The sequence below is a fragment of the Burkholderia sp. CpTa8-5 genome (genome assembly GCF_017815045.1).
Lineage (GTDB): Bacteria > Pseudomonadota > Gammaproteobacteria > Burkholderiales > Burkholderiaceae > Burkholderia > Burkholderia sola.
In genome coordinates this window covers 55,898-82,007 of sequence record NZ_JAGIQD010000021.1, presented here as the reverse complement: position 1 = coordinate 82,007, position 26,110 = coordinate 55,898, and the positions used below count along the sequence as shown (strand labels likewise).

Here is a 26,110-nt window from a genome sequence, read left to right as displayed (position 1 = left end):
GCGATCGCGATGCCGCCCATGAACGTCCTCGACCGCCAGAACGCCAAGCACGCCGCCGCAGCCGGTGCGGCGGACCTCATCGCGGTCGTGTCCGACGCCGGCAGCGAGGATGTGATCCGCCGCGTCGCGCAGGACCTGTCGATCACGCGCGCCCACGTGCAGCCGGGCAACTGCGACGACGCGATCCGGCTGCTGCAGCAGCACGAGCGCTCGCCGCGCCAGCTGATCGTCGACGTGTCGGATTCGGTGCTGCCGGTGTCGGACCTGATGCGGCTCGCGGACGTGTGCGATCCGTCGGTGCGGGTCGTCGCGATCGGTACGCAGAACGACGTCGGGCTGTTCCGCAACCTGCTCGGCATCGGCGTGCAGGACTACATCGTGAAGCCGCTGACCGTCGAGCTGATGCGGCGCGCGCTGACGACGACCGAGGCGGTCGTGCAGGTGCGCACCGGCAAGATCGTCAGCTTCGTCGGCGCGCGCGGCGGCGTCGGCACGACGACGATCGCGGTCAGCCTCGCGCGCTGCCTGGCGGGCGAGAAGCGGCGGCGCGTCGCCTACGTCGACCTGAACCTGCACGGCGGCGGCGCGAACTCGATGCTCGGGCTGTCGAGCAACAACGGGCTGATCGAATTGCTGAACATGGAACTGCGCCCCGACGACGCGCTGTTCGACCGCATGTTCGTCACGAAGGGCGACCGCCTGCACGTGTTGTCCGCCGAACTCGCCTATGGCGAGGACGCGTTGCTGCGCGACGATGCGATCGCGCAGCTCGTCGACATGCTGAAGGACCGCTTCCATTACGTGCTGTTCGACGTGGGCGTGCGTGCCGGCAAGTTGTTCGAGGATGCGCTGACGGCGTCCGATCTCGTCTATATCGTCGCCGATCGGTCGGTGCACGCCGCGTACGAAGCCGCGCGGCTCGCGCGCTTCGTGAAGGAAATGCCGGGCGAGCGGATGCTGTCGATGGTGCTGAACAATCCGCTCGAGCCGGTCAAGGGGCGCGTCGCGCAGTCCGATTTCGAGGACGCGTTCGGCGGTGTGCGGCTGCGCGAGCTGCCGCACGACGCGCAGTCGCTCGCGATCGCCGAGAACCTCGGCGAGCCGATCGAAGGCGCGAAACGGAGCGGCTTCCTCGACGAGATCCGGCTGCTCGCGAACGGCATCACCGGCGAATCGATGGCCGTCGCCGAGCCGTGGTATGCGCGCTTCGTCAAATGGAGGAAGGGATCGTGACGTTCGGTACCCGCAAGCGGCGGACGCCGGACCCCGCGCCGGCGGGCTCCCGTACCGCGCCGCGCGACGACGCGCCGGCGCCGGCCGCGAGCCCGGTGCCGGCGTCGCTGTCCACGTCCGCATCCGCCGCATCCGCGGCCGCGCGCGCGGCGGCGACGGCCGATACGCAGGAGGCCCTCATCCGTTCCGGCAAGTTCGACGCGATCCGCACCGCGGTGTTCGCGTCGATGAACATGTCGGCCGCGCTGATGAAGACGCGCGACGAAGTGCGCGCGGGCATCGAGCAGGTGGCCGCGCACACGGTCGAGCGCGAGCGCCTGAAGATCACCGCGGGCGAGCAGGTGCTGATCGTCGACGCGATCCTGAACGACATGTTCGGCGTCGGGCCGATCGAGCCGCTGCTCGCCGACGACACCGTGTCCGACATTCTCGTCAACGGTCCCGACCAGGTGTACGTCGAGCGCGCGGGCCGGCTCGAGCTCACGTCGCTGAAGTTTCGCGACAACGCGCACGTGACGAGCGTCGCGCAGCGGATCGCGGCGGCGGTCGGACGCCGCGTCGACGAGAGCAGCCCGATGGTCGATGCGCGCCTTGCCGACGGCAGCCGCGTGAACGTGGTGCTGCCGCCGATCGCGATGCGCGGCGCGTCGATCTCGATCCGCAAGTTCGCGAAGCGCGACATTACGCTCGCGCGGATGGCGCATCAGGGCAACATCTCGCACGGGATGCTGCAGGTGCTGAAGATCGCGTGCGCATGCCGGCTGAACATCGTGATCTCGGGCGGCACCGGGTCGGGCAAGACGACGCTGCTCAACGCGCTGTCGCAGCACATCGAGGAGCACGAACGAATCGTGACGATCGAGGACGCGGCCGAACTGCAACTGTTGCAGCCGCACGTGGTGAGCCTCGAAACCCGCCCGGAGAATACGGAAGGGCTCGGCGGCATCTCGCAGCGCGATCTCGTGCGCAACGCGCTGCGGATGCGGCCGGACCGCATCATCCTCGGCGAAATCCGCGGCGCGGAGGCGTTCGACGTGCTGCAGGCGATGAACACGGGCCACGACGGCTCGATGACGACGATCCACGCGAACTCGCCGCGCGACGCGATCAGCCGGCTCGAAAGCATGGTCATGATGGCGAACGCGAACCTGCAGCTGCTGTCGATCCGGCGTCAGATCGCGAGCGCCGTGCACCTGTTCGTGCAGGTCGAGCGGATGCGCGACGGCGTGCGCCGCGTGACGCGGATCACCGAGATCGTCGGGATGGAAGGCGAGGTGGTGATCACGCAGGACCTGTTCGCGTTCCGCCAGGAAGGCGACACGACGCGCGACGCGGTGAAGGGCGTGTTCGAGGCGTCGTCGCTGCGGCCCGCGTTCGCGCCGCGCGCCGCGTACTACGGCGTCGAGGATGTGCTCTCCGAGGTATTCCGGCAATGAGGGCTGCCGATCTCTTCACGCTCGGCGCGTTCGTCGCGATCCTCGCGGCGGGCCTCGGGCTGTCCGCGTTGCTCGAGCGTGCGCGCCATACGCCGGAGCAGCGCATTCGCGCGCGGCTGCAGCGCCTTGCACCGTCGCTCGCGGGCCGGGACGCCGGCGAGGCCGCCGGGTCCGGTGTCGCGCTGTTCAACCTGCCGCGCCGGCAAACCCGCGTACGTGCGTGGATGCAGCGCTACGTGACGCGCGTGCGCGCGGTCGGCGGCGAGCGCGGGCTGCGGATCGTCGTCGCGAGCACGATCGCCGGCGCGATCGCCGGGATCGTCGCGGTGAAGCTCGTCGCGCTGCCGAGCGTCGTGCATCCGGCGATTTACGTCGGACTGCCGCTGATTGCGATGCGCGCGAGCTACCGCATGCTGGTCGAGCGTTTCCGGCTGCGCTTTCTGGAGGCGTTCCCCGACGCGATCGACCTGATCGTGCGGGCGGTGCGCGCGGGCATTCCGATCACGCAGGCGATCAGCACGGTCGGCGACAGCGCGGCCGAGCCGGTGCGCTCGACCTTCCGCACGATGGGCGACAGCCTGCGCGTCGGCGCGGATCTGAAGGACGTGCTGACGCACGCGGCGGACCGGCTGATGATCGCGGACTTCTCGTTCTTCACCGTCTACCTGCTGCTGCAGCGCGAGACCGGCGGCAGCCTCGGCGAGACGCTCGACGAGCTGTCGAGCATCATCCGCACGCGTCGCGACATCCGCCTGAAGACACGCGCGCTGACGGCCGAAGGGCGGATCACGACGAAGATCATCTCGGCGGTGCCGTTCGTGATGATCGGCGCGCTGTTCCTCGTGAACCGCGCGTACGTGATGCTGTTGTTCGACACGCATGCCGGCCGCGTGATGCTGACGATCGCGGCGGGGCTGCTGACGATCGGCCTGCTGGCGATTCACAAGATTTCGAAACTGGATACCGCGCGATGACGATGTCGATGCTGGCCGCCCGCGGCCTCGAACTGTTGCTGCTGATCGCGTGCGTCGCGGCGGCGCTCGCGACGCCGGGCGGCGGCACGCGCAAGCGGATCGCCGTGCGCGTGCAGCAGGCCGCCGGGCAGCGGCCGCCGTCGCTGGGAGGCGGGCGTCTGCAGCCGGGCGACGTGCGTCAGGATCTGACGCGACGGCTCGCGCAGCTCGGCGAGCGGCTGCCCGTGCTCGATCCGATGCAGCGCGTGAAGCTCGGGCTGCAACTGACGCGCGCGGGCTTTCGCGAACGGCGGGCGGTGTCGTCGATGATCGGCATCAAGCTCAGCTGCGGCGTGCTGTTCGCCGGCGTCGCGATCGTGTTCAGCCCGTATATTCCGCGCTTCGGCGAATACTTCGTGATCCGGGCGGTCGCGATGGTCGCCGCGTTCGTGATCGGCGTGATCGTGCCGGAATACGTGCTCGGCGCGATGATCCGGCGGCGCCGGCGCATCATCGCCGCATGCTTTCCGGATGCGCTCGACCTGCTCGTGATCTGCACGATGGCCGGCAACAGCCTTGTGTCGGGCGTGCGGCGCGTCGCACGCGAACTCGAGCGCATCTGCCCGCCGCTCGCCGACGAGCTGACGGTCTGCGCGGACGAGCTGACGCTGAGCGGCAACGTGTCCGAAGCGCTCGCGCATTTCGCGCTCCGCGTCGATTTCCCGTCGGCGCGCTCGCTCGCCACGACGCTCACGCAATCGCAGCGGTTCGGCACGCCGATCACGCAGGCGCTGCGAACGCTGTCGCGCAGCGAGCGCACCGAACAGATCGTCGCGCTCGAGGAACAGGCCGCGAAGCTCGCGCCGAAGATCACGCTGCCGATGATGCTGTTCATCCTGCCGACGGTCGGGCTGATCGCGGCAGGCCCGGCGGCCATTCGTCTGCTCGAGGTGTTCAAATGAAAGGCTCCGCGCGACGCGCGTTCGCATTCGCGGCCGTGCTGCCGCTGCTGGCCGGCGGCTGCGCGCCGGGCATCCAGACGCGGCCGGCGCTGTCGCACAAGAGCGACGACCCGCAGGCCGAATTGCGCATTGCCGACAGCGCGCTGGTCGGCGGCAACGTCGATCTCGCGTCGACGCTGTACGGCAAGGTGCTCGCCCGGCATCCCGACTCGCTCGCGGCGCAACTGGGGCTTGCTGACGTCAACTACCGCGCCGGCGATCTGGAGCGCGCACGCGTGCTCTACGAGCAGGCGCGGCAGCAGGCGCCCGCGGAACTCGGGCCGCAGGTCGGGCTCGCGCGCGTCGCGTTGCGGCAGCGGCGGCTCGACGAGGCCGCCAGCCGCTATCGCGACTTGCTCGCCGCCCAGCCGAACCTTCCGCTTGCGGCGGAAGGGCTCGGCACGGTGCTCGACCTGCAGGGCCGCCACGAGGACGCGCAGGCCGTGTACCGGGACGCGCTCCGCGCCCATCCCGACGCGCAGGGGCTGCGCGTCGACCTCGGGCTATCGCTCGTGCTGAGCAATCGTCCGCGCGAGGGCGTGAACGTGCTGCTCGACGTGGCCGGGCTGCCCGATGCGCCGTGGCAGGCGCGCCAGAATCTCGCGTTCGCGTATGGCGTGCTCGGCAACACCGATTCGGCGAAGAAGCTGCTGTCCGCGGATCTGCCGGCGTCGGCGGTGGCCGACAATCTGCGCGTGTACCAGGCGGTGCGTGCGCAGCTCGCGGCGCGCCCGGTCGCCGATGCGGCGCGGCCGTTGAAGGGCGCCGCGCTCGAGCCGCATGCGGTGCCGCCCGCCGCGGGGGCCGCAAAATGACACGCGCGGCGATGCGCGGCCGCCACGCGCGCGGCGTCGTATCCCTCGAGTTCGTCTTGATGCTGCCGTTCCTGCTGATGGTGCTGATCGGCATCATCGACGTGAGCCTGCTGCTGTGCGACAAGGCCGTGATCACGAACGCGAGCCGCGAAGCCGCGCGCGCCGGTGTCGTGCTGCGCGTGCCGATGCTGACCCCGACGCAGATCGCCAACGTCGCGCTCAGCTATACGCAGAACAGCCTGATCACCGGCGGCACGCCGACGACGCCGACCGTGACCGTGACGCAGGCGAATGGCACGACGGCGGGCACCGCGTTGACGGTCACGGTGACCTACACGTATTCCGGGATGGTGCTCGGTTCGGCATTCAGCGCGCTGACCGGCCCGGTGACGCTCACGGCCAGCTCGGTGATGCTCTATGAATGACGTGGCCGGCAAGCCATCCGGCGGCACGGCGCGCGAACGCGGCTCCGTCGCGCTGTTCTTCCTGATGTTCCTGATTCCGCTGCTGTCGTTCGGCGCGCTGGCGATCGACATCGCATGGATCGCCACGGTGCGCAACCAGCTGCAGAATGCTGCGGATGCGGCCGCGCTCGCGGCGGCCGATGCGATGATGTCGCCGACCGGCGGGCCGCTGAACTGGTCGCAGGCCGCGCCGGCAGCGAACGGCGTGATCGCGCTGAACTCGGCGGCGGGCGCACCGCTGGCGACCGGCACGGTGACGACCGGCTACTGGAACGTGACGCGCACGCCGGCGTCGATGCAGCCGACCACGATCACGCCGGGCCCCTACGACGTGCCGGCCGTGCAGGTGACCGTGTCGCGCGCGCCGGGCATCAATGGCGGATCGATCCCGCTGCTGCTCGGCGGGCTGCTGGGCATCCCCGGCGCATCCGGCCGCGCGACCGCGATCGCGGTGCTCGCCGCGCCGGGTGGCGTCGCGGCGGGCGGGCTCTTTCCGATCGCGATCGACCAGTGCGTGTACAACCAGTACTGGAACGCGCAGACCAACCAGCCGCTGATCAATCCGCTGACGGGCTTGCCGTACGAGTTTTCGATCACGAACGGCCAGACGTATGGCGCGCTGTGCATGGGCGGCCAGTGGACGTCGTTCCAGTCGACCGCGACCGACACGACGACGATGGGCGGCCTGATGGTGACCGGCAACCCGACCACGCTCAATATCGGCGACAGCATCAATCTCGCGACCGGCGTGAAAGCGACGCTCTACACGTCGGTGCCGGTCGGCACGACGGTCGTGCTGCCGGTCGTCACGCAGACGTCGAGCAGCACCACCGTGCCGATCGTCGCGTTCGCCGCGTTCCGCATCGACGTGGCGCTGGGCGGCAGCTACAAGTACATCCAGGGGCACTTCGTCGCCGGCGTCAAGATGACCGGCGTCGCGACCGGCGTCGGGCCGTATTACGGCGTGTACGTGCCGCCGCGGCTTGCGCTGTGAGTGTTGCGCGCGTCGTGCCGCGCGCGGCGCAGCAGCATCAATAGCGCGAAGAGCGTCACGGCCGGGCCGATCTGCGGCAACTGCAGCCACGGGTTCAGGTATTCGGCGATCGGCAGTGCCCACATCAGCGCGATCGCCGCCTGTTCGCCGCGCAGCCAGCCGTCGCGCCAGCCGATCGACAGCATGCAGGCGATCGCGATCGCGAGCCACGAGAGCTCGTAGTGCCACACGTACGGGTTCGCCACGAGCGTCGCGACCGCCAGCACGGCCGCGCGCACGCGGGTGTCGCGCGATTGCGTCCAGACGACGCAGGCCGCGGCGATCGCGATCGCCGCGATGCCGGCATGGGCGACATACGCGGCGCCGAGCGGCACGCCCGCGAGGCGGAGCGCCGCGAACGGCGTCGGCGACGCGAGCCAGAACCCGACGCCATGCTCGAGGATGATCGAGCGGACGAGGCCGGCGCTCGCGACGAACAGGCGCAGCGACGCGACGCCGCAGACGAGCACGCTCGATGCGACGAATGCGCCGGTCGCGAGCGCGGCCCACATGATCGTGCGCCATGCGCGCACGGCGACCAGCACGAACGGGAACAGCAGCGCCATCTGCGGCTTGACCGACAGCAGCGCGATGCAGAGGCCGGCCCACAGCGGTCGCCGGTCGGCCCAATGAACGGCGAGCGCCGCACACGATGCGGTCAGGCACGCGTTCTGCCCGAGCGTCGCGGTGACGAACACGCTCGGCGCGGCGATCAGCGCGAAGGCGCCGGCGCGCGATGCGCCGGGAATCGCGCGGAGGCCGGATACGCGCCACGCGGCGAGGCCGAGCATCGACACGCCGAACGCGACGAACAGCGGATACCCGAGCGCGAACGGCAGCAGCGCCAGCGGCGTCACGAGCAGCAGATAGGTGGGCGGGTACAGCCACGGCGCGAAGACGTCGCGCGGAAGGTGCGGGAACAGCGCGGTCGTCAGCCGCGAGAAGGCGGAAAAATCGTACGCGTGCGACGGCGCGCCGTGCAGCATGACGTACGACGCGGACCAGAACACCGAGAAGTCGGCGCCGGGCCGCGGCATCACGCCGCCGGTGACGGAAGCGTGACGCGCGACCGCCGTCCAGATCGCCATGAACACCGCGTACGACACCAGCATCAGCGCGCTGTACAGGACGACGCGTCGCGACGTGAGCCATGCGACGACCGGCTGCTCGGCCGGGCGGGTCGATTGCCGGAGGATGTCCAATTGACGCGGCCCGGTGCTACTTGAACGACGTCTTGCGGGCGGTGATGCTCGCGGCGGCCGGCGTCGCGGCCCGGCGGCGCGCCGAGTGCGCACGCTTGAGCGGAAACTGCAGCAGCTTCGATGCCGGTCGCGCGGCCGCATCGCGCTCGGCACGGTAGTGCCGCCTCACGAGATAGACGGGGCGTTGCTTCGATTCGTGATAGATCCGGCCGAGGTATTCGCCGATCACGCCGATGCCGATCAGCTGGATGCCGCCGACGAACAGCACGACGGAAATCAGCGACGGGTAGCCGTGCACCGGATTGCCGTACAGCAGCGTGCGCGCGACGATGAACGCGCCATACGCGAGCGACAGCATCGCGAACGTGAGGCCGACATAGGTCCACACGCGCAGCGGCACCGTGCTGAAGCTCGTGATGCCCTCGAGCGCGAAATTCCAGCGCCGCCATCCGGAGAATTTCGAGCGGCCGCCGCTACGCGCCGCACGCGTGTATTCGACGATCTCGGTCCGGTAGCCGACCCACGCGAACAGCCCTTTCATGAAGCGCCGCCGTTCCGGCAACGCACGCAGCGCGTCGACGACCTCGCGGTCCATCAGCCGGAAATCGCCGACGTTCTCCGGCATCTCGACTTCGGAGAGCCGGTTGTGCACGCGGTAGTAGAGCGCGGCGGCCACCCGCTGCATCAGCGGGTCGCACCGGCGGTCGGTGCGCTTCGCGGCGACGACCTCGGCGCCTGCGCGCCAGCGTTCGAGCATCGCGGGAATCAGCGCGGGCGGGTCCTGCAGGTCGGCGTCGATCAGGATCACGGCCGCGCCGGCCGCTTCGTCGAGGCCCGCGGTGAGCGCCGCTTCCTTGCCGAAGCGGCGTGTGAGGTCCAGGACGTGCACGCGCGGGTCGCCGGCGGCGACCGAGCGCAGCCGGTCCAGCGTGCGATCGCGGCTGCCGTCGTTGACGCAGACGATCTCGAAGCGTACCGACGCGACCGACTCGAGAACGGGCAGCGTTTCGGCAAAGAACGCGTCGATCGTTTCTTCTTCGTCGTGAAACGGCACGACGAGCGATATCAACGGCTTCCTGGCTTGCGTGGACATCCTGCGGTCTCCCGAGAGATCTGGCCTGCGCTGCACCGTATGGTTCCCGTTGTCGTTTGCCGCACGGGTCGGGCCTGGTCGGCGCGAATTCGGTTCCGGGCTGCTCGTTTGCCCACGAGCACGCCGTGCGGTTCAAATATCGTACGAAGAACTCGAAGATTCAAGCACGATTTTTGACGGTGCATGCGACATCGTGCTTTTGCGATCAACCTGGTATCGAATTTCTTCAGAATGACCCATGACGCTCAGCGCGGAAGAAGGTCCGCGACCGCTCGCGAAGTCGCCGCGGCGACAGAGGCGAGACTTCGCGCCATGCGCGATGTTACGGCGAATAAAGTAGGGAACAAGAGCGTACGAGCTGCCCGGATCGCGACATGCAGCCCTTCATATCGTCTGACGACCATCTATACTTTCCGTGGTCATGCCGGATCGCGGGCGCCAGCAATTTTTTGCTATTGCTCGATTCGTATCAGGCTTCACTCGTCACAACGGCGCTCGCCGATGCACGGCGCTGGCTCGAGCGCCCATTTTGCCGCCGGAAGAAGAACGACAAGCACGCGCGGCCGCCTGGCAGGCGATCAAGTGTCCGGGGCTCAGGAGGTGCGTGATGAACTGGATTGGCACGTGGCGTAATCAATATGGTTCTACGCTGACCATCGCGGACGACAAGAATGGCGTCATCCGTGGCGTATTCAGCACGGCGTTGCGGGACAGCGCGTTCTTTGGTCATGATCTGCCCGTCTCCGGCGTCGGGTATGGCGATTGCATCAACTTCGCTTTCGGCATGTCGAACGACCTGGTGTCGGCGATCTGTTCTTTCACCGGCATGCTGCGTGACGGCAAGCTGCAGACCGTATGGCATGTCGTGACCAGCAAGGCGCCACGACAAGGCTCACGATCATCGGCGTTCGGCTGGGCACATGCCGTTCAGACCAATGCGGATACATTCGACAGAGTCGCCGATTAACGTACCCGGAAGTGGAGGGTTCGGGGCAGAAGGGCGGGCCGGTCAGCGGGATGTCCGGGCAACCGAGGGCCGTTCCCGTTGAAAGCGTCAATCGTCCCTGCTCGAATCGTGTACGGCGGGCCCGTTTGATCGCCAGGCGACCTCCGCGGGCCAGCCCCTCGTCACGCAAACCCCTCACTCGACCGTCACCGATTTCGCCAGGTTCCTCGGCTTGTCGATATCCGCACCCCGCAAGCACGCCGCGTGATACGCGAGCAACTGCAACGGCACGACGTGCAGAATCGGCGACAACAACCCGTAGTAATCGGGCATGCGCAGCACCGACACGCCTTCGCCGTTGTCGATCCGCGTATCGGCGTCCGCGAACACGTAAAGCTGGCCGCCGCGCGCGCGCACTTCCTGCATGTTCGACTTGAGCTTTTCGAGCAGCGCGTCGTTCGGCGCGATCGTCGCGACGGGCATCGTGTGCGTGACGAGCGCCAGCGGCCCGTGTTTCAGCTCGCCGGCCGGATACGCTTCCGCGTGGATATACGAAATCTCCTTCAGCTTCAACGCGCCCTCGAGCGCGATCGGGTAGTGCAGCCCGCGCCCGAGAAACAGCGCGTTTTCATGCTGCGAGAATTCCGCCGCCCAGCGCTCGATCTGCGGCTCCAGCCCCAGCACGTCTTCGAGCGCGCCAGGCAGCCGCCGCAACTGTGTCGTATAGCGCGCGAGTTGCGCATCGTCGACGTAGCCGCGCAGCCGCCCGAGCGTGACGGCGAGAATGAACAGCGCGGCGAGCTGCGTCGTGAACGCCTTGGTCGACGCGACGCCGATTTCCGGGCCGGCCCGCGTCAGGAAGCGCAGGCCGGTCTGGCGCATCATCGCGCTGGTCGGCACGTTGCAGATCGCCAGCGTGTCGATGTGGCCGAGCGCCTGCGCGTACTTGAGCGCGGCGAGCGTGTCGGCGGTCTCGCCGGATTGCGACACGCTGACCACCAGCGTATTCGGCATCGCGAGCGCGTCGCTGTAGCGGTATTCGCTCGCGATCTCGACCTGCGCGGGGAGGCGCGCGATCGTCTCGAGCCAGCGGCGGGCAGTCAGGCCCGCGTAGTGGCTCGTGCCGCATGCGAGGATCAGCACGTTGTCGATCTGCTCGAACGCGCGCGGCGCGTCGGGGCCGAATATGGCCGGATCGAACAGTCCGGCATCGGGGATCGTCGCGGCCACGGCCTGCGGTTGCTCGAAAATTTCCTTCTGCATGAAATGCCGGTACGGCCCGAGCTCGACCACGCCCTGCACGGACGGAATGGTTTGTATCGCGCGTTCGATCGGCGTGCCGGTGCGATCGAGCACCCGCACGCCGCCGGGCGTCAGTTCGACGATGTCGCCTTCCTCGAGAAAGATGAAGCGGTCGGTGATGCCGGCGAGCGCGAGCGCGTCGGACGCGAGAAAGCATTCGCCGTCCTTCACGCCGACGACGAGCGGCGAGCCGGCCCGCGCGCCGATCAGCCGCTGCGGCTCGCGCTTGCTGAACACCGCGATCGCATAGGCGCCGTGCAACTGCGAGGTCGCGTCGCGGACGGCGGCGAGCAGGTCGCCGCGATACTTGCTGTGGATCAGGTGCGCGACCACCTCGGTGTCGGTCTGGCCGTCGAACTCGTAGTGTTCGTCGGATAGTTGCTTGCGCAACGTTTCGTGGTTCTCGATGATGCCGTTGTGCACGAGCGCGATTTCGTCGCGCGAGAAGATCGGATGCGCGTTGCAGGTCGCCGGCGCGCCGTGGGTAGCCCAGCGCGTGTGCGCGATGCCGGTGCTGCCGGCCAGGCCGGCGCTGCGCACATGCGCGTCGAGATCGGCGACGCGCGACATGCTGCGCTCGCGGCGTGCCTGGCCGTTGACGACCGTCGCCACGCCGCATGAATCGTAGCCGCGATATTCAAGGCGGCGCAAACCTTCGATCAGAACCGGGACGATGTCCCGTTGCGCGACCGCGCCGACGATGCCACACATGACACGTCTCCTTCCCTGTAGATTCCCCCGGACCGTGCGCACGCGTGGATCAGCGTGACGCGGTCTCCGTTGTCGCCGCCGTCGTGAAGCCGCATTGCGCGGGCGCGACCGGGTCGGCCATCCGGCTTTCGAATGCCAGGTAAAGCGCTTCCTCCAGGACGTTCCAGTGTGCGCCGTGCCGGTACGGGCCCGATAGCGCATGCCAGCACGCGACCGTGTTCCGGTCGTTCATCTTGAATGCGACCAGTGCGATCAAGCCCCACGGATAATCGGAGCTGGCCAGTTGCAGCCAGGTCTTGCCGTACTTCTGCATCCACTGCGCGTAGAACACATCGTTCGATTGCTGCGGAACCTGAATGCCCGACAGGAGCGGAAAGATCTGCGCCACTTTCGCCGGATAGAAGGTCGTGTCGCTGATGCGCTGCGTGCTCGGGCGAAAGCCCGACTGCGTGCCGCGCCAGAACACCTTCAGGATCGCGGACGCGAGCCGGTCGGCGCGCTGGCTCCACGGGCCGGCGCGCGTGGAGTCGCCATGCCGCAGGTAATACGCGGCGAGCGCCTGGAACGCGCTGTGTACCTCGACGTTGTCCATCAGCAGCGCGACGTGCAGCGTCGACGAGATCTGATAGACGCCCGTGGGCTTGCTGAGCAGCGTATCCAGATGCGCACCGGCGCGATTCAGGCTGAGTTCCCATGCGGCGGGCATGCCGTCGGGCGGCGCGAAGCGGGCGAGCAGTTCGATCCAGGTCGCCATCATCGCGTCGTCGGCGTCGGCTTCGGCGCATGAACTGTACTGGCCGCTCTTCACGCAATAGCGATCGAAGCCGCCGTCCGGACGCTGGCGCGGCAACAGCCACGCGATCCAGGCGAGCGCGGCCTGACGGGCGTCGAGCCCCGCATCGGTGGCGCCGAGCAGGGCCTTCGCCGCGAAATACGGATCGATGCCGGCGCCGTTCAGACGCACGGTGATCGCGCCGTCGGGGCGTTGGTAGAGCCCATTGAGCTGGAGTTCGGCGGCGCCCGCATGCGGTGCGACGCCGCATGCGGCGACACAGCAGGCGACGCACCACAGGCGGCATAGCCGGGCGGTGGCCGCCACGCGTGCGCGTGCGGCCGGGAAAAGCGCGGGCCGGTTCATGATAGGGGGCTCCTGCGCGGTGGTCCTGCGCAAATTCCGCCGGGCGCGGCGTTGGCCGCGTCGCGCGCCGGCGGGTGGGTCGATGTCGCGGCTCAGTGCACCTTGGCGCTGGTGAACTTGAGACTGGTCCCGCTGTTCGCGGTCACGAGCCAGTACGTCGAGTCGGTGATGACGACGCTGCCGAGGCCTTGCGTGATCAACGGCAGCGCGAAGGCCTTCTTCGGCAGCAGCCACGTCATGTTCGCGAGGCTGGTCGGGTGGCTGGCGGCGAACGCCCAGCCGCTGCCCGTATCGGTGGCCGACCATGTGACGTTCAGGCGTGCGCGGTCGAACACCGTGATGTCGGTCATCGTGTACCACTTGAACTGACCGAGCAGCTTCAGCGTGTTGGCTTGATTGAAGATCGCGGACAGCGTCGACGTGTAGGACGACGCGCCGAGCGGGTGCGCATAGATCAGCCGGCTCGTGCGGTTCGCGACGACGAAGTTCATCAGGGATGCGTACCAGTTGTTCACGTCGGCCGTCGGCACCGCGTATTGCTGGAACTCCTCGAACGTCGCGTACTTGCCGAACGGCATCACGGGGTACGCCCACAGGCCGGGGTTCAGCAACGCGCCGTTGCGGTAGGCGCGGGTCGGTGCCGAGCCGGTGTGGCCGGTGAAGTAGTAGCCGTTGAAGCCGTTGCTTTCGAGCCAGTTGACCGACCACGTCGGCGTATTGCCTTCCGGCGCCGCGTACTCGACGTCGGGCAAGGCCGTCGTCGCCTGGACGGCCTGATGGTTCATCACCAGGTACTGCGTAAACGTGCTCGCGTTGGTTTCGCTCGCATTCGCCCCCCAGTAGTCGTGGATCCAGCCGCCGTGGCTGCCGACGCGATGGCCCTTGCTCACGAAATACTTGAGGAGATTCTGCGCGGACGGGTTGTTGGCGAGATTGATGCCGCCACCGTCGCCGAACGCCGCTTCATCGGGGCCGGCCGTGACCACGAGCGAGAACGGCCCGTTGTTCCACACGCCGAGGCTCTTCAGGTAGAGCGCCGGCTGGATCTGGTCGCCCGCGCAGAAGTGCCAGTTGAACACGAGCCCGGCCATCGCCTTCGGCAGCGGCGACAGCGACGGCAGGTTCAGCATCTGCGTGCCGAAATAATGCAGGTAGCCGTGAATCAGCATGCCGTCGGTCTGGCCGTCGAGGTAGGCGAGCGGCAGGTTGACGAACAGCACGCCGCCGTTGCCGTACGTGTTGTAGCCGGACACCAGCCCGAAGGTCGGCGAGGTCAGGATCGTCGTGCCGGTGTACGTCCCCTGCGTGACGAAGCTCGGATAGGTGAGGAAGCCGTACACGTAGCCGGAGATGCCTTCGAGCGTGTCGGTGGTGGTGGCCAGCGTCGACGCGAGCGCGGTGGCCGTCTTGCCGGTCGACGTGCTCAGCAGCGAATTGGCGGTATACGTCGTGGTTTTCTTCAGCTTGCCGGTCACGGTGCCGGTCAGCTTCGGGGCCGTCTGGTTCAGCACGCCGCTGCCGGTGGGCGGCGTCGTGTACTGAAACCATGCGCCGTGGTTGTAGTTGGCGAGGCCGCCGGGGTTCGACGGGCTGGCGGCGAGAAACTGTGCGCTGCCCGACGTCGAATTGGTCGACGTGCCCGAGGTGCCCGACGTGCTCGTCGAGGCGAGGGCGCTGGCGGTCGTGGTGGTCGACGAAGTCGTGGTCCATGCCATCGACTTGCCGGGGGGCACCTGGAGCGTGCGCAGCCAGCTGCTCATGCCGGTTACATTGCCGAGACCGATCATGTTGCCGCCGTATTGGTCATACAGCACATAGTCCACACCGGCCATGCTGCTGAAGCGCGATTTCGGGCTGACGTAGAAGCCGGCCGAATTCAGCACGCCGAAATCGTAGACGAGCATCACCTTGCCGCCGTTCAGCGCGTAGTTCTGAATCGCGGTCACGAGCGCGTCGGCGGCCGTCGTATGCACCTGGTCGGGCAGGATCAGGCCCGGATACTGCGACAGCGTCGCGCCGGCCGCCATGAACTGGCTGTCGGTCATCACCTTGATCTGCAGCCCTTCTTCCTGGGCACTGTCGAGCCATGCGGATACGCGCGAATCGGGCAGCGTCAGCGTATCGGGCACCAACAGCAGAAGCTGGTTGGTGGCCGCCTGAACGCCGCCCGGACTGAATGCGAACGCGAGCGCGAACAGCGCGAACAGGATCCGCAAGAACTTGCCTGACTTTGCCAACATGGTGTGCTCCTCGCTCAAGGAATGGGGGCGTGCGGCAGCCGGGATACGCGTGCCGCCAGGTCGAGCATTCCAGCCCCGTAGGTGTGTTGCGGCTGTCCGGTTCGTCGGGTATCGAGCGGTGCGTGTCACGGCGGTCCGACCGCGCCAATGCGCCGGTGCGCCGCGCTGCCTTCGCCGGTGAGAGGACTCGATGCGACGCATGGAAAGAAGCGAACAACGTGCCATTGGCGCAGGAGGCCCGGTCCTGCTGGCTTCCTGCACTGCCGGTCGCGCGGCACGGTCGCAAACCCGACGGATTCGTTTCATCGCTGATACGGCGCGTTGGGACGCGCTATCAGCAGACGGAATCGCGATCGCGCGTCAGCGCGCCGGGCCAGCTCGCGCAGTAGGTATAGAGCGTGACCAGCAGGGCGATCAGCAGCGGCCCGCCGAGCAGGAAATAGCAGAACGGCAAAAACAGCAGCGAGCCGTGATGGACGATCGTCGCGTGCAGCAGCATCACGAACGGCAGCGCGAACACGAAGTAGCCCAGCACCAGCAGCGACGCGAAGGTTTTTTGCAGCAGCGAGAAATCGAGCGGGTAGTACAGCGCGGCCATGACCAGCGGAATCAGCGCGATCGCCGCGCCGTGCAGCACGAACATGTCGCGCAGATGCAGTTGCGGGACGTACGGGAACGTGCCGGGCGCGAGCCAGAAGTACGCGCAAATCAGCAGCTGGGTGAAGCTCGCGATACGTAACAGATATGCAACGGGCAGCCAGCGCGCGCGCCGGATGAACGATGCGGCGAAGCCGATCATGCAGAGCGCGGCGGTGGCGACCAGCAGCGTGCCGCCCGGCATGCGGGCCGCGACGTCGATCGACAGCAGCGGCACGCGCGGTGCGTCGGGCGGATAGCCGATCACGATCACGTGAAGCGCCGGATCGATCTGGCGCGCGCCCCACGCCATGACCGCGCGCCAGTAGCGCCACGCCATCGGCAATCCGAACCACAGCGACGCGTACAGCGCGGGCGTCAGCAGCGCGATCGACGACAGCCAGCGCTGCGGGTGCGCGTGGGTGCGCAGCGAACGGTCGACGGGAGGACGGACGGGATGCGTCTGCATGGCGCCCGCCCGCTTACCAGCGATAGAAGACGCTGAGCTCGCCGCCGATTCGTGAGTAATACGGGTTGTGGTAGTACGCGAATTCGAGTTGCGTCCCCCACTTGCGCGTGACCCAGTAGCGCCATTTCGCGGTGATCTCGTGGCTGCGGAAATCCGCGATCTGCGAGCCCGAGCCGGTGACCTGATACGCCTCGCGGCCGACGCCGCCGCGCAGCACGATCACGCTCTTGCCGACTTCGCCGTAGGTGACGGCGCCATAGTAGGCGGGCGCCTTCACCGATCCGGGCGAATCGACCGTATAGTTCGCGCCCGCCTCGAAAATCCACTTCGGCAATGCGTACCAGATCACGCCGGCGTGATAGAGCTGGTCGCGGTGGCCGCTGCGGTTCCACGCGTAGCCGGCGCCGAGCGACACGACCAGCGAACGATCGGACAACAGCTTGCGGTTGATCGATACGTCGACGCGCGCACTCGGCAGGATCGTGCCTGACGTGGTGCCGGAAAAGCCGATCCCGCCGAACCAGTCGGGGCCGAGGTTCTGCACGTAGGTCAGCGCGCCGAGCTGCGTGTTCTCGCCGAAGCGGTGCAGTTGCGCCAGTTCGCCGAGCACGGTGCGACTGCCGTCCTGATAGACGCCGCGCAGGTGCACGCCGTACCAGTCGCCGTAGCCGTGCGTCAGATGTGCGCTCGAATAGCCGAGCGACAGCTCGGTGTGCGATTCCTGCGGCGCCTGCACATGGGTGACGACTGCATCGGGCAGCGGCGGCCGGTTCGTATCCTCGGGCGTGAACTCGGCGAGCGGCACGCCGTCCGGCAGGCCTTCGGCGTCGACGCGCACGAACATCGATTCGTCGCGCATCCGTGGCGTGATGACGGTCGCGGGCGGCGGCTGCACGGCGGGCGCGGCGGCGGCATCGTCCGGCTGCTCCGCCAGCGCCGCGGGCGCGCCGAAGGCGACGCCGCACAGCATCGCGAGGGTGGCAACCGGCACGCGCGGGCCGCGATGGCTGGGGCGATCGGACATGAGGCGCTCCTTAACGGGATGTGTGGAACCAGCCGCTGCGCCACGCGACGAGATCGCCATGCACGCAGGCATGATTGACGATCGATACGTCGCGCGCACACGCGCTGACCGGATGACCGGCGACGCCGATGCGCGCACCCGTCAGTCGCAGCAGGCCGCCGGCCGACACGACGCCGTCGATGCAGCTCGCGTGGGCGAGCAACACGTCGTCGCGCGCGAATACCGCGCCGTGCAGCAACGCGTGACGTTCGAGTTCGACGCGATGCGCCTTGACGCTGCCGCGCAGCACGCAGCCTTCGCCGAGGACGAGCGTTCCTTCGACGATCAGGTTGCCTTGCACGACCGTGTGCGCGGGCAGGCGAACGTTGCACGGCAGCAGGTAACGACCGTGCAGGAAGCGATGCGGCAGCGACGCGAAGTGGCGGGTGAGCGTGATCGCGCGGCGCGGAGCGGCCGGTATGTCCGCGGGCCGCGGGCCGGGCGCCGCGCCGAAGACGAGCGGCTCGCCATACAGGCACGCGAAGCCGCCGGCGCCGCGCAGGCGCACCGTGTCGCCGACCACGACGCCGCGCAGCACCGCATCGTCGACGTCGATCAGCGGCGCATGCGCGAGCGTGCCGATCGTCGCGCCGGCACGGATGTCGATGCGCTGGCCGGCGAACGCGTACGCGGCCCGCGCGCCGTCGTCGAGCGTGATCGAACGGTCGGCGTAGAGCACGTCGTCGCGATGCGCGTCGCGTGCGACATGGATCGTGTCCGCATGCTCGACGGCCAGTCCGAGCGTCTGCCACGGCGGCGCGCCGGATGCATCCGGCGGCGGCGTGCCGGCCACGTGCGCGCGCAGCGCGTCGTGCCAGCGCGCGGCGAGCAGCGCCTGGTCGACGAACGGCCCGTCGCCGATCGGCAGCGCCGCGACGTCGCTGCGCCGGATCAGTTCATGCAGCATCGGCAGGAACGGCAGCGTGAGCACGCCGGCCACCGGCACCATCACGTTGAAGGTCGTCATCGCTCATCGCTCCGGTTTCAACTGCCGGCGAAAACGCTCGGTCTTGTCCCACTTCAGTTCGCGGCGGAACGCCGCGTCGAGCGCGAGTCCCCACAGCGCGGAGACGACCGCCGCGATCGTCACGCAAAAGCCGACGACGTTGACCGGCACGAGCCGCAGCCGCGTCGCGCGGCCGTCGAGCCGCGCGGCGACGACGATCTCGAAGAACACGCCGAAGTTGCCGAAGGTGCTGAACGAGAACAGCGCGAACAGCGACAGCAGCAGGCCGAGCGCGGTCGAGTTGACGCCGTTGAACAGGTAGAGCGCGAGCGCGGCGCTCCACGCGATCGCGAGTAGCGCGGGCATCGTGAATACGCCGAGCAGCAGCGCGCCGTCGAGCCGGCAGCGGCGCGAGATCAGCGGGTTGCGCAGCACCGGAACCAGATAGCGCAGCATCGTCTGGTTGTGGCCCTTCGCCCAGCGCGTCAGTTGCCGCGCGCGGACGGCCCAGCGCTCCGGTACTTCCTCGTAACATTCGGCGTGGTTCAGATAGACCGTGCGCCAGTCGCTCAGCAGCAGGCGGTAGGTCATGTCGGTATCTTCGGCGAGCGTGTCGTCGCACCAGCCGCCCACGGCGTCGAGCGCGCCCTTGCGGATGCCGCCGACCGTGCCGCCGTACTGCGGCACCAGGTTCAGATTGTTGCGGGCTTGCTGGTTGACCTGATAGCCGCCCGCGCGCTCGAGATCGAGTAGCCGTGCGAGCAGGTTGCTGTCGGCGTTCTGCGGCACGACACGGCCCATCACCGCGCCGACTTCCGGGTCGAAGAACGGCGCGACCAGTTCCTTCAGCAGCCCCGGGCGCGGCAGGTAGTCGGCATCGAATACCACCATGATGTCGCCGCGGATGAAGCGCAGCGCATCCTTCAGCGCGGCTGCCTTGCCCGGCTTGCCGGTCTCGCGGTGAAACGGCTGAATCAGCTCGGGCGCGAGTGCGCGGACTTCGTCGATCAATGCGCGCGTGTTGTCGGTCGAGCGGTCGTTGACCGGAATGATCGTCAGCCGGTCGCGCGGGTAGGTCGTCGCCAGCAGCGCCATCAGGCAATCGACGATGACGGTTTCCTCGTTGTGGGCGGCGACGAAGACGGTGAGCCGCGGCCAGTCGCCGTGGGTCATCGTCCGGTAGGGCGCGTGTTGCGGCTTGAACAGGCGGTCGAGGCTGAATACGTAATGCCGGGCGGCATACGCGCACGTCAACAGCGTGAACAGCCACAGGTACGCGACGCACGGTATCAGCAGCAGCTCGGGATCGAATGCGACGCCCGGCGTGGCGGCGGGCGGCGGCTCGAGCGACGCGTCCGGATCGGGCGAGGCCGGCGCGACCAGCGCGATGCGCTCCATCGCGATCCCGGTGGTTGCGGCCGTTGCGGCGGGCACGCCGAACCGGGCCGGTTCGGCGATCGCCTGCGAGGCGGTGTCGCGCACGATCAGCGAGCACGCAAGCACGATCAGCAGCAGGATGCCTTGCTCGCAGAATGACGCCGCCCGCGTTTTCTTCATGTCCCCATCCCCGTGCCCGCAACGACGACCGATGAGAGCTGCAGGCGCTCCGTGGATCGCGCGGACGTCAATGGGAAACGATGGCGTGTTCGTCGCGGGGCGGTTGTCGGCTGCCCCGGACGGATGCGTCGCATCGTCTCCCGGCTTCGTTGCTTTGGCGTCCTCATCTGTCTGCTGCGATGCGCGTGCTTCGGGACGCACTGTCCGACATCAAGCAAGGGGTGAGCCATCTGCCGCGATGCCCCGCGCAGCAAGGAGGCCCGCGCGGGAAGCGGATGCGGCATGCGTGCAGCCGGCGTGTTTTGATTCACTGACGAATCAGCGTGCGCGCGTCGCATCCGACCCCGCACGGTCGGCCGCGCGGCTCGAGCGCGTCGCGCGGTGCCCGGACCGTCCCAGCTGCCGATGCCGCGTGGCCGGGTGCGGCTTGGCATGGCTGGCCGTCGCGTGTCGTTCGGCATGCACGCGTCGGCCCGCGATCGCTACGCGCGCTGCTTTCACATGAGACGAATGGACCGGACTCCGATGTATTCGCCAGTTTCGAATCCGCGTTACACATTCGCAACATTTCCCGCGCCCCGATTCGTGTGATTCAACGCGGCGTCGGATGTGGGCGAAATCCTGCGCGCGCCACGGCGGTCGACGCTCGCGTGCGCGCCGCGCACTGCACAGACGAAAGGGGCGAATCGAGGCGACGCAACGCGCGTCGAAAGGTCCGTGCGATTCGCTTCGTCACGAGGGCTCGACATGCATGCGCGATTCGTCGGACGACGTCGTCAGACGGATCGCGCGAGCGTCCGGCTGTTTATCGTTGCCGCGTCGATCCGGCGATGCGGGTGTCCGTAGCAGTTGTGAAACATTCCATGACGCACCGTTCGCGGGCAATGGCCGCGGAGCGAAGCGGGCCGCGACGCGAGCCGGCTGGTTTGAATATTGCTGGTGTGGGAGGACGTGACGCTCGACACAGCGAGGAACGACTCATGACGTGATTGATCCAGTGCAACGGGACGCCGGTAGTACGACGATTCGCGCGGCCTGGACCGCGCGGACGCGGCAGCGCGCTTGCCCCGCCACACCGCCGCAGGTCGATCGCGTGCGCGTACGGGATGCGCCGCCCGAATACATGCTTCGCGCCGCGTGCAGGATCGCCGGGCGCGAAGCGGCTAAACGAGGATAACGATGAAGAAGATCTTGCTTGTGTTCGGGACTCGGCCGGAGGCCATCAAGATGGCGCCGCTGGTGCGTGCGCTGAAGGCGCAGACGGATGTCGACGCCCGCGTGTGCGTGACCGCGCAGCATCGGCAAATGCTCGATCAGGTGCTGACGCTGTTCGACATCAAGCCCGACTACGATCTCAACCTGATGCGGCAAGGCCAGACGCTGACCGACGTGACGACCGGCATTCTTCATGCGATCGGGGTCGTCTTCGACGATTTTCGGCCGGACGTCGTGCTGGTCCACGGCGATACGACGACCACGCTCGCGGTGAGCCTGGCGGCGTTCTATCGCTATCTGCCGGTCGGTCACGTGGAGGCCGGCCTGCGCAGCGGCGACATCTGGTCGCCGTGGCCGGAGGAGCTGAATCGCCGCGTGACCGATGCGGTGTCGTCATGGCATTTCGCGCCGACCGGGCAGGCCCGCGACAACCTGCTGAGCGAGGGCGTGCCGGGCGGGGGCGTCTCGCTGACCGGCAATACCGTGATCGATGCGTTGCACGAGGTCAAGCGCATGCTGGATCGCACCGCCGCGCTGTCGGACAAGATCGCCGCGTACTTCCCGTTTCTCGAACCGTCGCGGCGCGTCGTGCTGATCACCGGCCATCGCCGCGAAAGTTTCGGGGAACCGTTCCGGCATTTCTGCGACGCGCTGTGCACGCTGGCGAACCGCTATCGCGATGCGCAGTTCGTCTATCCGCTGCACCTGAACCCGAACGTGCAGGAGCCGGCGCGCGCGCGGCTCGGCGGCGTGCCCAACATCTACCTGATCGAGCCGCAGGAATACCTGTCGTTCGTATTCCTGATGTCGCGCGCGCATTTCATCATCACGGATTCGGGCGGCATTCAGGAAGAAGGGCCGGCGCTCGGCAAGCCGGTGCTCGTCACGCGCGAGACGACCGAGCGGCCCGAGGCGATTCAGGCCGGCACCGCGCGGCTCGTCGGCACCGATCAGGACCGGATCGTGTGGGAAGCGTCGCGGCTGTTCGACAGCGAGAGCGCGTACGAGGAAATGTCGCGCGCGAGCAATCCATACGGCGACGGCCATGCGAGCGAGCGGATCGTCCACGCGCTGATGCGTACGCCCGGCGTGCCCACGAAGACGACCAGTTTCTCGATGGGCGCCGCGGAGATGCCGTTCAACGCGCTCACGCTCGGGTTGCAGGCGTTGCGCTCGCCGTGAGGAAGACCGTGCGGTAGTGCGTGGCGTCGCGTTCGGCGCAACCATCAAGCATCCGGTCCGGCCGTGAGGTCGGCCGGATGTTTGCCTATGTGCGACCCGGAACGCGCGCTCGCGATGCACGCTAAAGCCCCGTCGATGACACGCGCCATCCCCGGCCGTGCGTTCTCCCCGCTTGCCTGAAACGCCCGAATCGCCGCGAGCCGACGTCAAATCCGAAATGGTTCGATAATGCGGGCGGCGATCCATGCGGACGAGCGCCGGCCGGGCAAAGGCGAAAGGTTGCGCAGGCAACCGGCCGACGGCATCGTTCGCAGCATCGGCCCGACCGTGCGTGCACGCGACACGGTCGACGAAACGGCGCCACGCCTGCCTGATCGTTCGGAATGTGCGCCGCGCCGTTCGAATCCCCACTCGATGCCTGCCCGGCGGGCATCGCAACCAGGAGGTGAACGATGATCACGCTGACCGTCAACGGTAGCGAGCAGCACTTCGACGGCAATCCCGACATGCCGTTGCTCTGGTATCTGCGCGATGTGCTCGGCCACACCGGCACCAAGTTCGGCTGCGGGATGGCGCTGTGCGGTGCATGCACCGTGCATCTCGACGGCGTCGCGATCCGCGCGTGCATCACGCCGGTCGCGGCGGCGGCGTCCAGGCGCGTGACGACGATCGAGGGGCTGTCGACGGATCTCACGCACCCGCTGCAGCAGGCGTGGCAGGAACTGAACGTCGCGCAATGCGGCTACTGCCAGTCCGGGCAGATCATGCAGGCCGCGTCGCTGCTGAAGACGAATCCCCATCCGACCGATGCCGACATCGACGATGCGATGTCCGGCAACATCTGCCGCTGCGGCACCTATACGCGCATTCGCGCGGCGATCCGGCTGGCCGTGCGCCGCGGAGGTGACGCATGAGCACGCCCGAACTCTCCGTCGACAACGAAAGCCGTCGCGCGCTGCTGCTCGGCTTCGCATCGGGCGGGCTGCTGCTCGCGTTCGGCGTGCCGTCGCTCGCGCAGGCGGCCACGCCGGCGCAGCCGCCCGTCAGCGCGAATCCGCAGTATGGCGGCGCGGGGATGCCGCATGGCTTGCGCGACGATCCGAACCTGTTCGTTGCGATCGCACCGGACGGCACCGTCACGGTGACCTGCATCCGCTCCGAGATGGGCCAGGGCGTACGCACGAGCGTCGCGCTCGTGGTCGCCGACGAACTGGGCGCGGACTGGGCGCGCGTGAAGGTCGCGCAAGCGGTCGGCGACGAGCCGCGCTACGGCAACCAGAACACCGACGGTTCGCGCAGCCTGCGCCAGAGCTTCGCCGCGCTGCGCCGCGCGGGGGCGGCCGCGCGCACGATGCTCGCGCAGGCGGCCGCTGCCGTGTGGGGCGTCGACGTGCGCCAGGTGAAGGTGACGGTGCACGAGGTCGTCGACACGAAAACCGGACGCAAGCTCGGCTTCGGCGAACTGGCCGGGAAGGCGGCCGCGCTGCCGGTGCCCGATACGAAAAGCGTGGCGTTGAAGGCGCCGGCCGAATTCCGCTATATCGGCAAGGGCAAGACGGCGCTGATCGACGGACGCGACATCGTCGGCGGCCGCGCGCGGTACGGGATCGATACGCGCCTCGACGGCATGCTGTATGCGGTCGTTGCGCGGCCGCCGGCCTACGGCGACACGGTCGCGTCGTTCGATGCGTCGGCCGCCGAGAAGCTGCCGGGTGTCGTCAAGGTCGTACAACTGGCGTCGACGCCGCTGCCGTCCGGCTTCCAGCCGCTCGGCGGCGTGGCCGTCATTGCGCGCGATACGTGGACGGCGATCCAGGCACGCGCGCAGTTGAAGATCGACTGGAAGCGCGGGCCGCATGCGGGCTACGACTCGGCCGCGTATCGCAAGACGCTCGAAGCGGCCGCCGCGCAGCCGGGCGACGTGATCCGCAACGACGGCGATGCGGCGGCCGCACTCGCCGGCGCCGCGAAACGCGTGCGCGCGACGTACTACGTTCCGCATCTCGCGCACGCGACGATGGAGCCGCCCGCGGCCGTCGCGCGGGTAGCCGACGGCCGCTGCGACGTGTGGACCTGCACGCAGGCGCCGCAGACCACGCGCGACGAGATCGCGAAGGCGCTCGGCGTGCCGGCCGAGCGTGTGACGGTCAACGTGACGTTGCTCGGCGGCGGCTTCGGCCGCAAGTCGAAGCCCGATTACGTGGTGGAAGCCGCGCTGCTGTCGAAGGCGGTCGGCGCGCCCGTGAAGCTGACGTTCACGCGCGAGGACGACATCGCGCACGACTACTTCCACGCGGTGTCGCTCGAAGCGTTCGACGGCGGGATCGATGCGGCGGGGAAGGTGGTCGCGTGGCAGCATCGCACGGTCGCGCCGTCGATCCAGTCGACGTTCCGCGCCGGCGTCGTGCACGAGCAGCCGGGCGAGCTCGCGCAAGGCATCGCGGACCTGCCGTTCGCGATCCCGAACGTGCGGATCGAGAATCCGGCTGCGCAAGCGCATACGCGGATCGGCTGGTTTCGCTCGGTGTACAACATTCCGCATGCGTTCGGCATCCAGAGCTTCGTGTCGGAACTCGCGCATGCGGCCGGCCGCGATCCGAAGGATTTCCTGCTCGACCTGATCGGGCCCGCGCGGCGTTTCGAGCCGCACATCACGGTGAAAAACGTGAACTACGGCGAGGATCCCGCGCTGTATCCGGTTGATACGGGCCGGCTGCGGCGCGTGGTCGAGACGGTCGCGCGCGAAGCCGGCTGGGGGCGCAAGCTGTCGAAGGGGCACGGGCTCGGGATCGCCGCGCATCGCAGCTTCGTGTCGTACACGGCGGCGGTGTGCGAGGTGCAGGTCGATGCGGACGGCAGAATCTCGGTGCCGCGCGTCGACATCGCGATCGACTGCGGGCCGCAGGTCAATCCGGAGCGAGTGCGCTCGCAGCTCGAGGGGGCGGTGGTGATGGGGCTCGGCATCGCGCTGCACGGCGAGATCACGTTCAAGGACGGCCACCCCGAGCAGAGCAACTTCAACGGCTTCCAGGTGCTGCGGATGAACGAGGCGCCGCGCGACATCCGCGTGCATCTCGTCGCGCCGGACGACTACGCGACGCCGCTCGGCGGCGTCGGCGAACCGGGCCTGCCGCCCGTCGCGCCGGCGCTGACCAACGCGATCTTCGCGGCGACCGGCACGCGCATTCGCAGCCTGCCGATTGCGGATCAGCTTTCGAAGCCGCAGGCGGGTTGACGCGATAGCTGTCCCGCGCCGGGCCGCCTCGTGCGGCCCGGCCCACTTCCCGGATACGCATACTGGCTGGCGTGTGTATCGTTGTCGTTTGTGAACGACCGTGCTAAATTCCTGCCAGCACTTGGCGCCACCCAACCCTTCATTCGGCTGACACGGCCGGCACCTCGGGAGGCAGCACGATCAGCCTGTCGATGTCGCGACGCGATCTCGCGTTCTGACGATGTTGCCGATGCCGTAGGG

At 68.2% G+C, this 26,110-nt stretch carries 20 protein-coding genes; 11 read left to right on the top strand and 9 right to left on the bottom strand.

All coding sequences use genetic code 11. The features are described from left to right. Positions 1 to 9 precede the first annotated feature (9 nt). Genes J8I35_RS26135 through J8I35_RS26105 form a run of 7 tightly spaced genes read left to right on the top strand, consistent with a single transcriptional unit; the run spans position 10 to position 6,896 of the window. A complete protein-coding gene (locus J8I35_RS26135) occupies positions 10 to 1,233 on the top strand; it encodes an AAA family ATPase (protein ID WP_124556666.1) in 1,224 nt (407 codons plus the stop codon). Beyond that, positions 1,230 to 2,669: a CpaF family protein gene (locus J8I35_RS26130; RefSeq protein WP_050013786.1), complete on the top strand. Its 1,440-nt coding sequence runs from the start codon at positions 1,230 to 1,232 to the stop codon at positions 2,667 to 2,669. The genes J8I35_RS26135 and J8I35_RS26130 overlap by 4 nt, the downstream gene beginning before the upstream one ends. Next, entirely contained in the window at positions 2,666 to 3,643 is a 978-nt protein-coding gene (locus J8I35_RS26125; RefSeq protein WP_209927699.1) for a type II secretion system F family protein, read from the top strand. Before J8I35_RS26130 ends, J8I35_RS26125 begins: the two co-directional genes overlap by 4 nt. Then, the gene (locus tag J8I35_RS26120; protein ID WP_124556669.1) at positions 3,640 to 4,584 is read left to right on the top strand and encodes a type II secretion system F family protein; all 945 of its coding nucleotides are present in this window, start codon (positions 3,640 to 3,642) and stop codon (positions 4,582 to 4,584) included. The genes J8I35_RS26125 and J8I35_RS26120 overlap by 4 nt, the downstream gene beginning before the upstream one ends. After that, positions 4,581 to 5,438, top strand: coding sequence for a tetratricopeptide repeat protein (locus J8I35_RS26115; protein ID WP_209927697.1), 858 nt, complete (start codon positions 4,581 to 4,583; stop codon positions 5,436 to 5,438). Before J8I35_RS26120 ends, J8I35_RS26115 begins: the two co-directional genes overlap by 4 nt. Next, a complete protein-coding gene (locus J8I35_RS26110; RefSeq protein WP_050013717.1) occupies positions 5,435 to 5,863 on the top strand; it encodes a TadE family protein in 429 nt (142 codons plus the stop codon). The genes J8I35_RS26115 and J8I35_RS26110 overlap by 4 nt, the downstream gene beginning before the upstream one ends. Beyond that, entirely contained in the window at positions 5,856 to 6,896 is a 1,041-nt protein-coding gene (locus J8I35_RS26105; RefSeq protein WP_209927695.1) for a TadG family pilus assembly protein, read from the top strand. Before J8I35_RS26110 ends, J8I35_RS26105 begins: the two co-directional genes overlap by 8 nt. Here the strand turns inward: J8I35_RS26105 and J8I35_RS26100 are convergent. Beyond that, complete coding sequence (locus J8I35_RS26100; RefSeq protein WP_209927732.1) at positions 6,860 to 8,047, bottom strand: glycosyltransferase family 87 protein; 1,188 nt, start codon at positions 8,045 to 8,047, stop codon at positions 6,860 to 6,862. The genes J8I35_RS26105 and J8I35_RS26100 overlap by 37 nt on opposite strands. A gap of 106 nt (positions 8,048 to 8,153) precedes the next feature. Beyond that, entirely contained in the window at positions 8,154 to 9,230 is a 1,077-nt protein-coding gene (locus J8I35_RS26095) for a glycosyltransferase family 2 protein (RefSeq protein ID WP_050013720.1), read from the bottom strand. A 607-nt stretch (positions 9,231 to 9,837) separates the two neighbouring features. On the opposite strand from J8I35_RS26095, the gene J8I35_RS26090 reads away from it, so the two are divergent. After that, positions 9,838 to 10,197 carry an avidin/streptavidin family protein gene (locus J8I35_RS26090; RefSeq protein ID WP_089488326.1) on the top strand — a complete coding sequence of 120 codons (360 nt, stop codon included), beginning with the start codon at positions 9,838 to 9,840 and terminating at the stop codon, positions 10,195 to 10,197. A gap of 174 nt (positions 10,198 to 10,371) precedes the next feature. On the opposite strand, the gene glmS is transcribed toward J8I35_RS26090, so the two are convergent. The 7 genes from glmS to J8I35_RS26055 all read right to left on the bottom strand — a co-directional run bounded on the left by glmS (position 10,372) and on the right by J8I35_RS26055 (position 20,238). Further along, on the bottom strand, positions 10,372 to 12,189 hold the full coding sequence (gene glmS, locus J8I35_RS26085) for a glutamine--fructose-6-phosphate transaminase (isomerizing) (protein ID WP_209927689.1): 1,818 nt from the start codon (positions 12,187 to 12,189) through the stop codon (positions 10,372 to 10,374). Positions 12,190 to 12,238: 49 nt separating this feature from the next. Beyond that, complete coding sequence (locus tag J8I35_RS26080; protein WP_209927687.1) at positions 12,239 to 13,327, bottom strand: hypothetical protein; 1,089 nt, start codon at positions 13,325 to 13,327, stop codon at positions 12,239 to 12,241. 92 nt (positions 13,328 to 13,419) lie between these two features. Then, entirely contained in the window at positions 13,420 to 15,567 is a 2,148-nt protein-coding gene (locus tag J8I35_RS26075; protein ID WP_209927686.1) for a hypothetical protein, read from the bottom strand. A gap of 334 nt (positions 15,568 to 15,901) precedes the next feature. Then, positions 15,902 to 16,672, bottom strand: coding sequence for a hypothetical protein (locus tag J8I35_RS26070; protein ID WP_209927684.1), 771 nt, complete (start codon positions 16,670 to 16,672; stop codon positions 15,902 to 15,904). Positions 16,673 to 16,685: 13 nt separating this feature from the next. After that, entirely contained in the window at positions 16,686 to 17,696 is a 1,011-nt protein-coding gene (locus J8I35_RS26065) for a YaiO family outer membrane beta-barrel protein (RefSeq protein ID WP_175974229.1), read from the bottom strand. 10 nt (positions 17,697 to 17,706) lie between these two features. Next, complete coding sequence (locus J8I35_RS26060) at positions 17,707 to 18,702, bottom strand: polymer-forming cytoskeletal protein (protein WP_209927682.1); 996 nt, start codon at positions 18,700 to 18,702, stop codon at positions 17,707 to 17,709. A 3-nt stretch (positions 18,703 to 18,705) separates the two neighbouring features. Continuing rightward, positions 18,706 to 20,238 carry a glycosyltransferase gene (locus J8I35_RS26055; RefSeq protein ID WP_204383786.1) on the bottom strand — a complete coding sequence of 511 codons (1,533 nt, stop codon included), beginning with the start codon at positions 20,236 to 20,238 and terminating at the stop codon, positions 18,706 to 18,708. 1,179 nt (positions 20,239 to 21,417) lie between these two features. Here J8I35_RS26055 and wecB point away from each other — a divergent pair. From wecB to J8I35_RS26040, 3 genes are all read left to right on the top strand, one after another. Then, entirely contained in the window at positions 21,418 to 22,635 is a 1,218-nt protein-coding gene (gene wecB / locus J8I35_RS26050) for a UDP-N-acetylglucosamine 2-epimerase (non-hydrolyzing) (RefSeq protein WP_050013729.1), read from the top strand. 452 nt (positions 22,636 to 23,087) lie between these two features. After that, complete coding sequence (locus J8I35_RS26045; RefSeq protein WP_050013730.1) at positions 23,088 to 23,549, top strand: (2Fe-2S)-binding protein; 462 nt, start codon at positions 23,088 to 23,090, stop codon at positions 23,547 to 23,549. Continuing rightward, positions 23,546 to 25,870: a xanthine dehydrogenase family protein molybdopterin-binding subunit gene (locus tag J8I35_RS26040; protein WP_209927680.1), complete on the top strand. Its 2,325-nt coding sequence runs from the start codon at positions 23,546 to 23,548 to the stop codon at positions 25,868 to 25,870. Before J8I35_RS26045 ends, J8I35_RS26040 begins: the two co-directional genes overlap by 4 nt. The last annotated feature ends 240 nt before the right edge of the window (positions 25,871 to 26,110 follow it).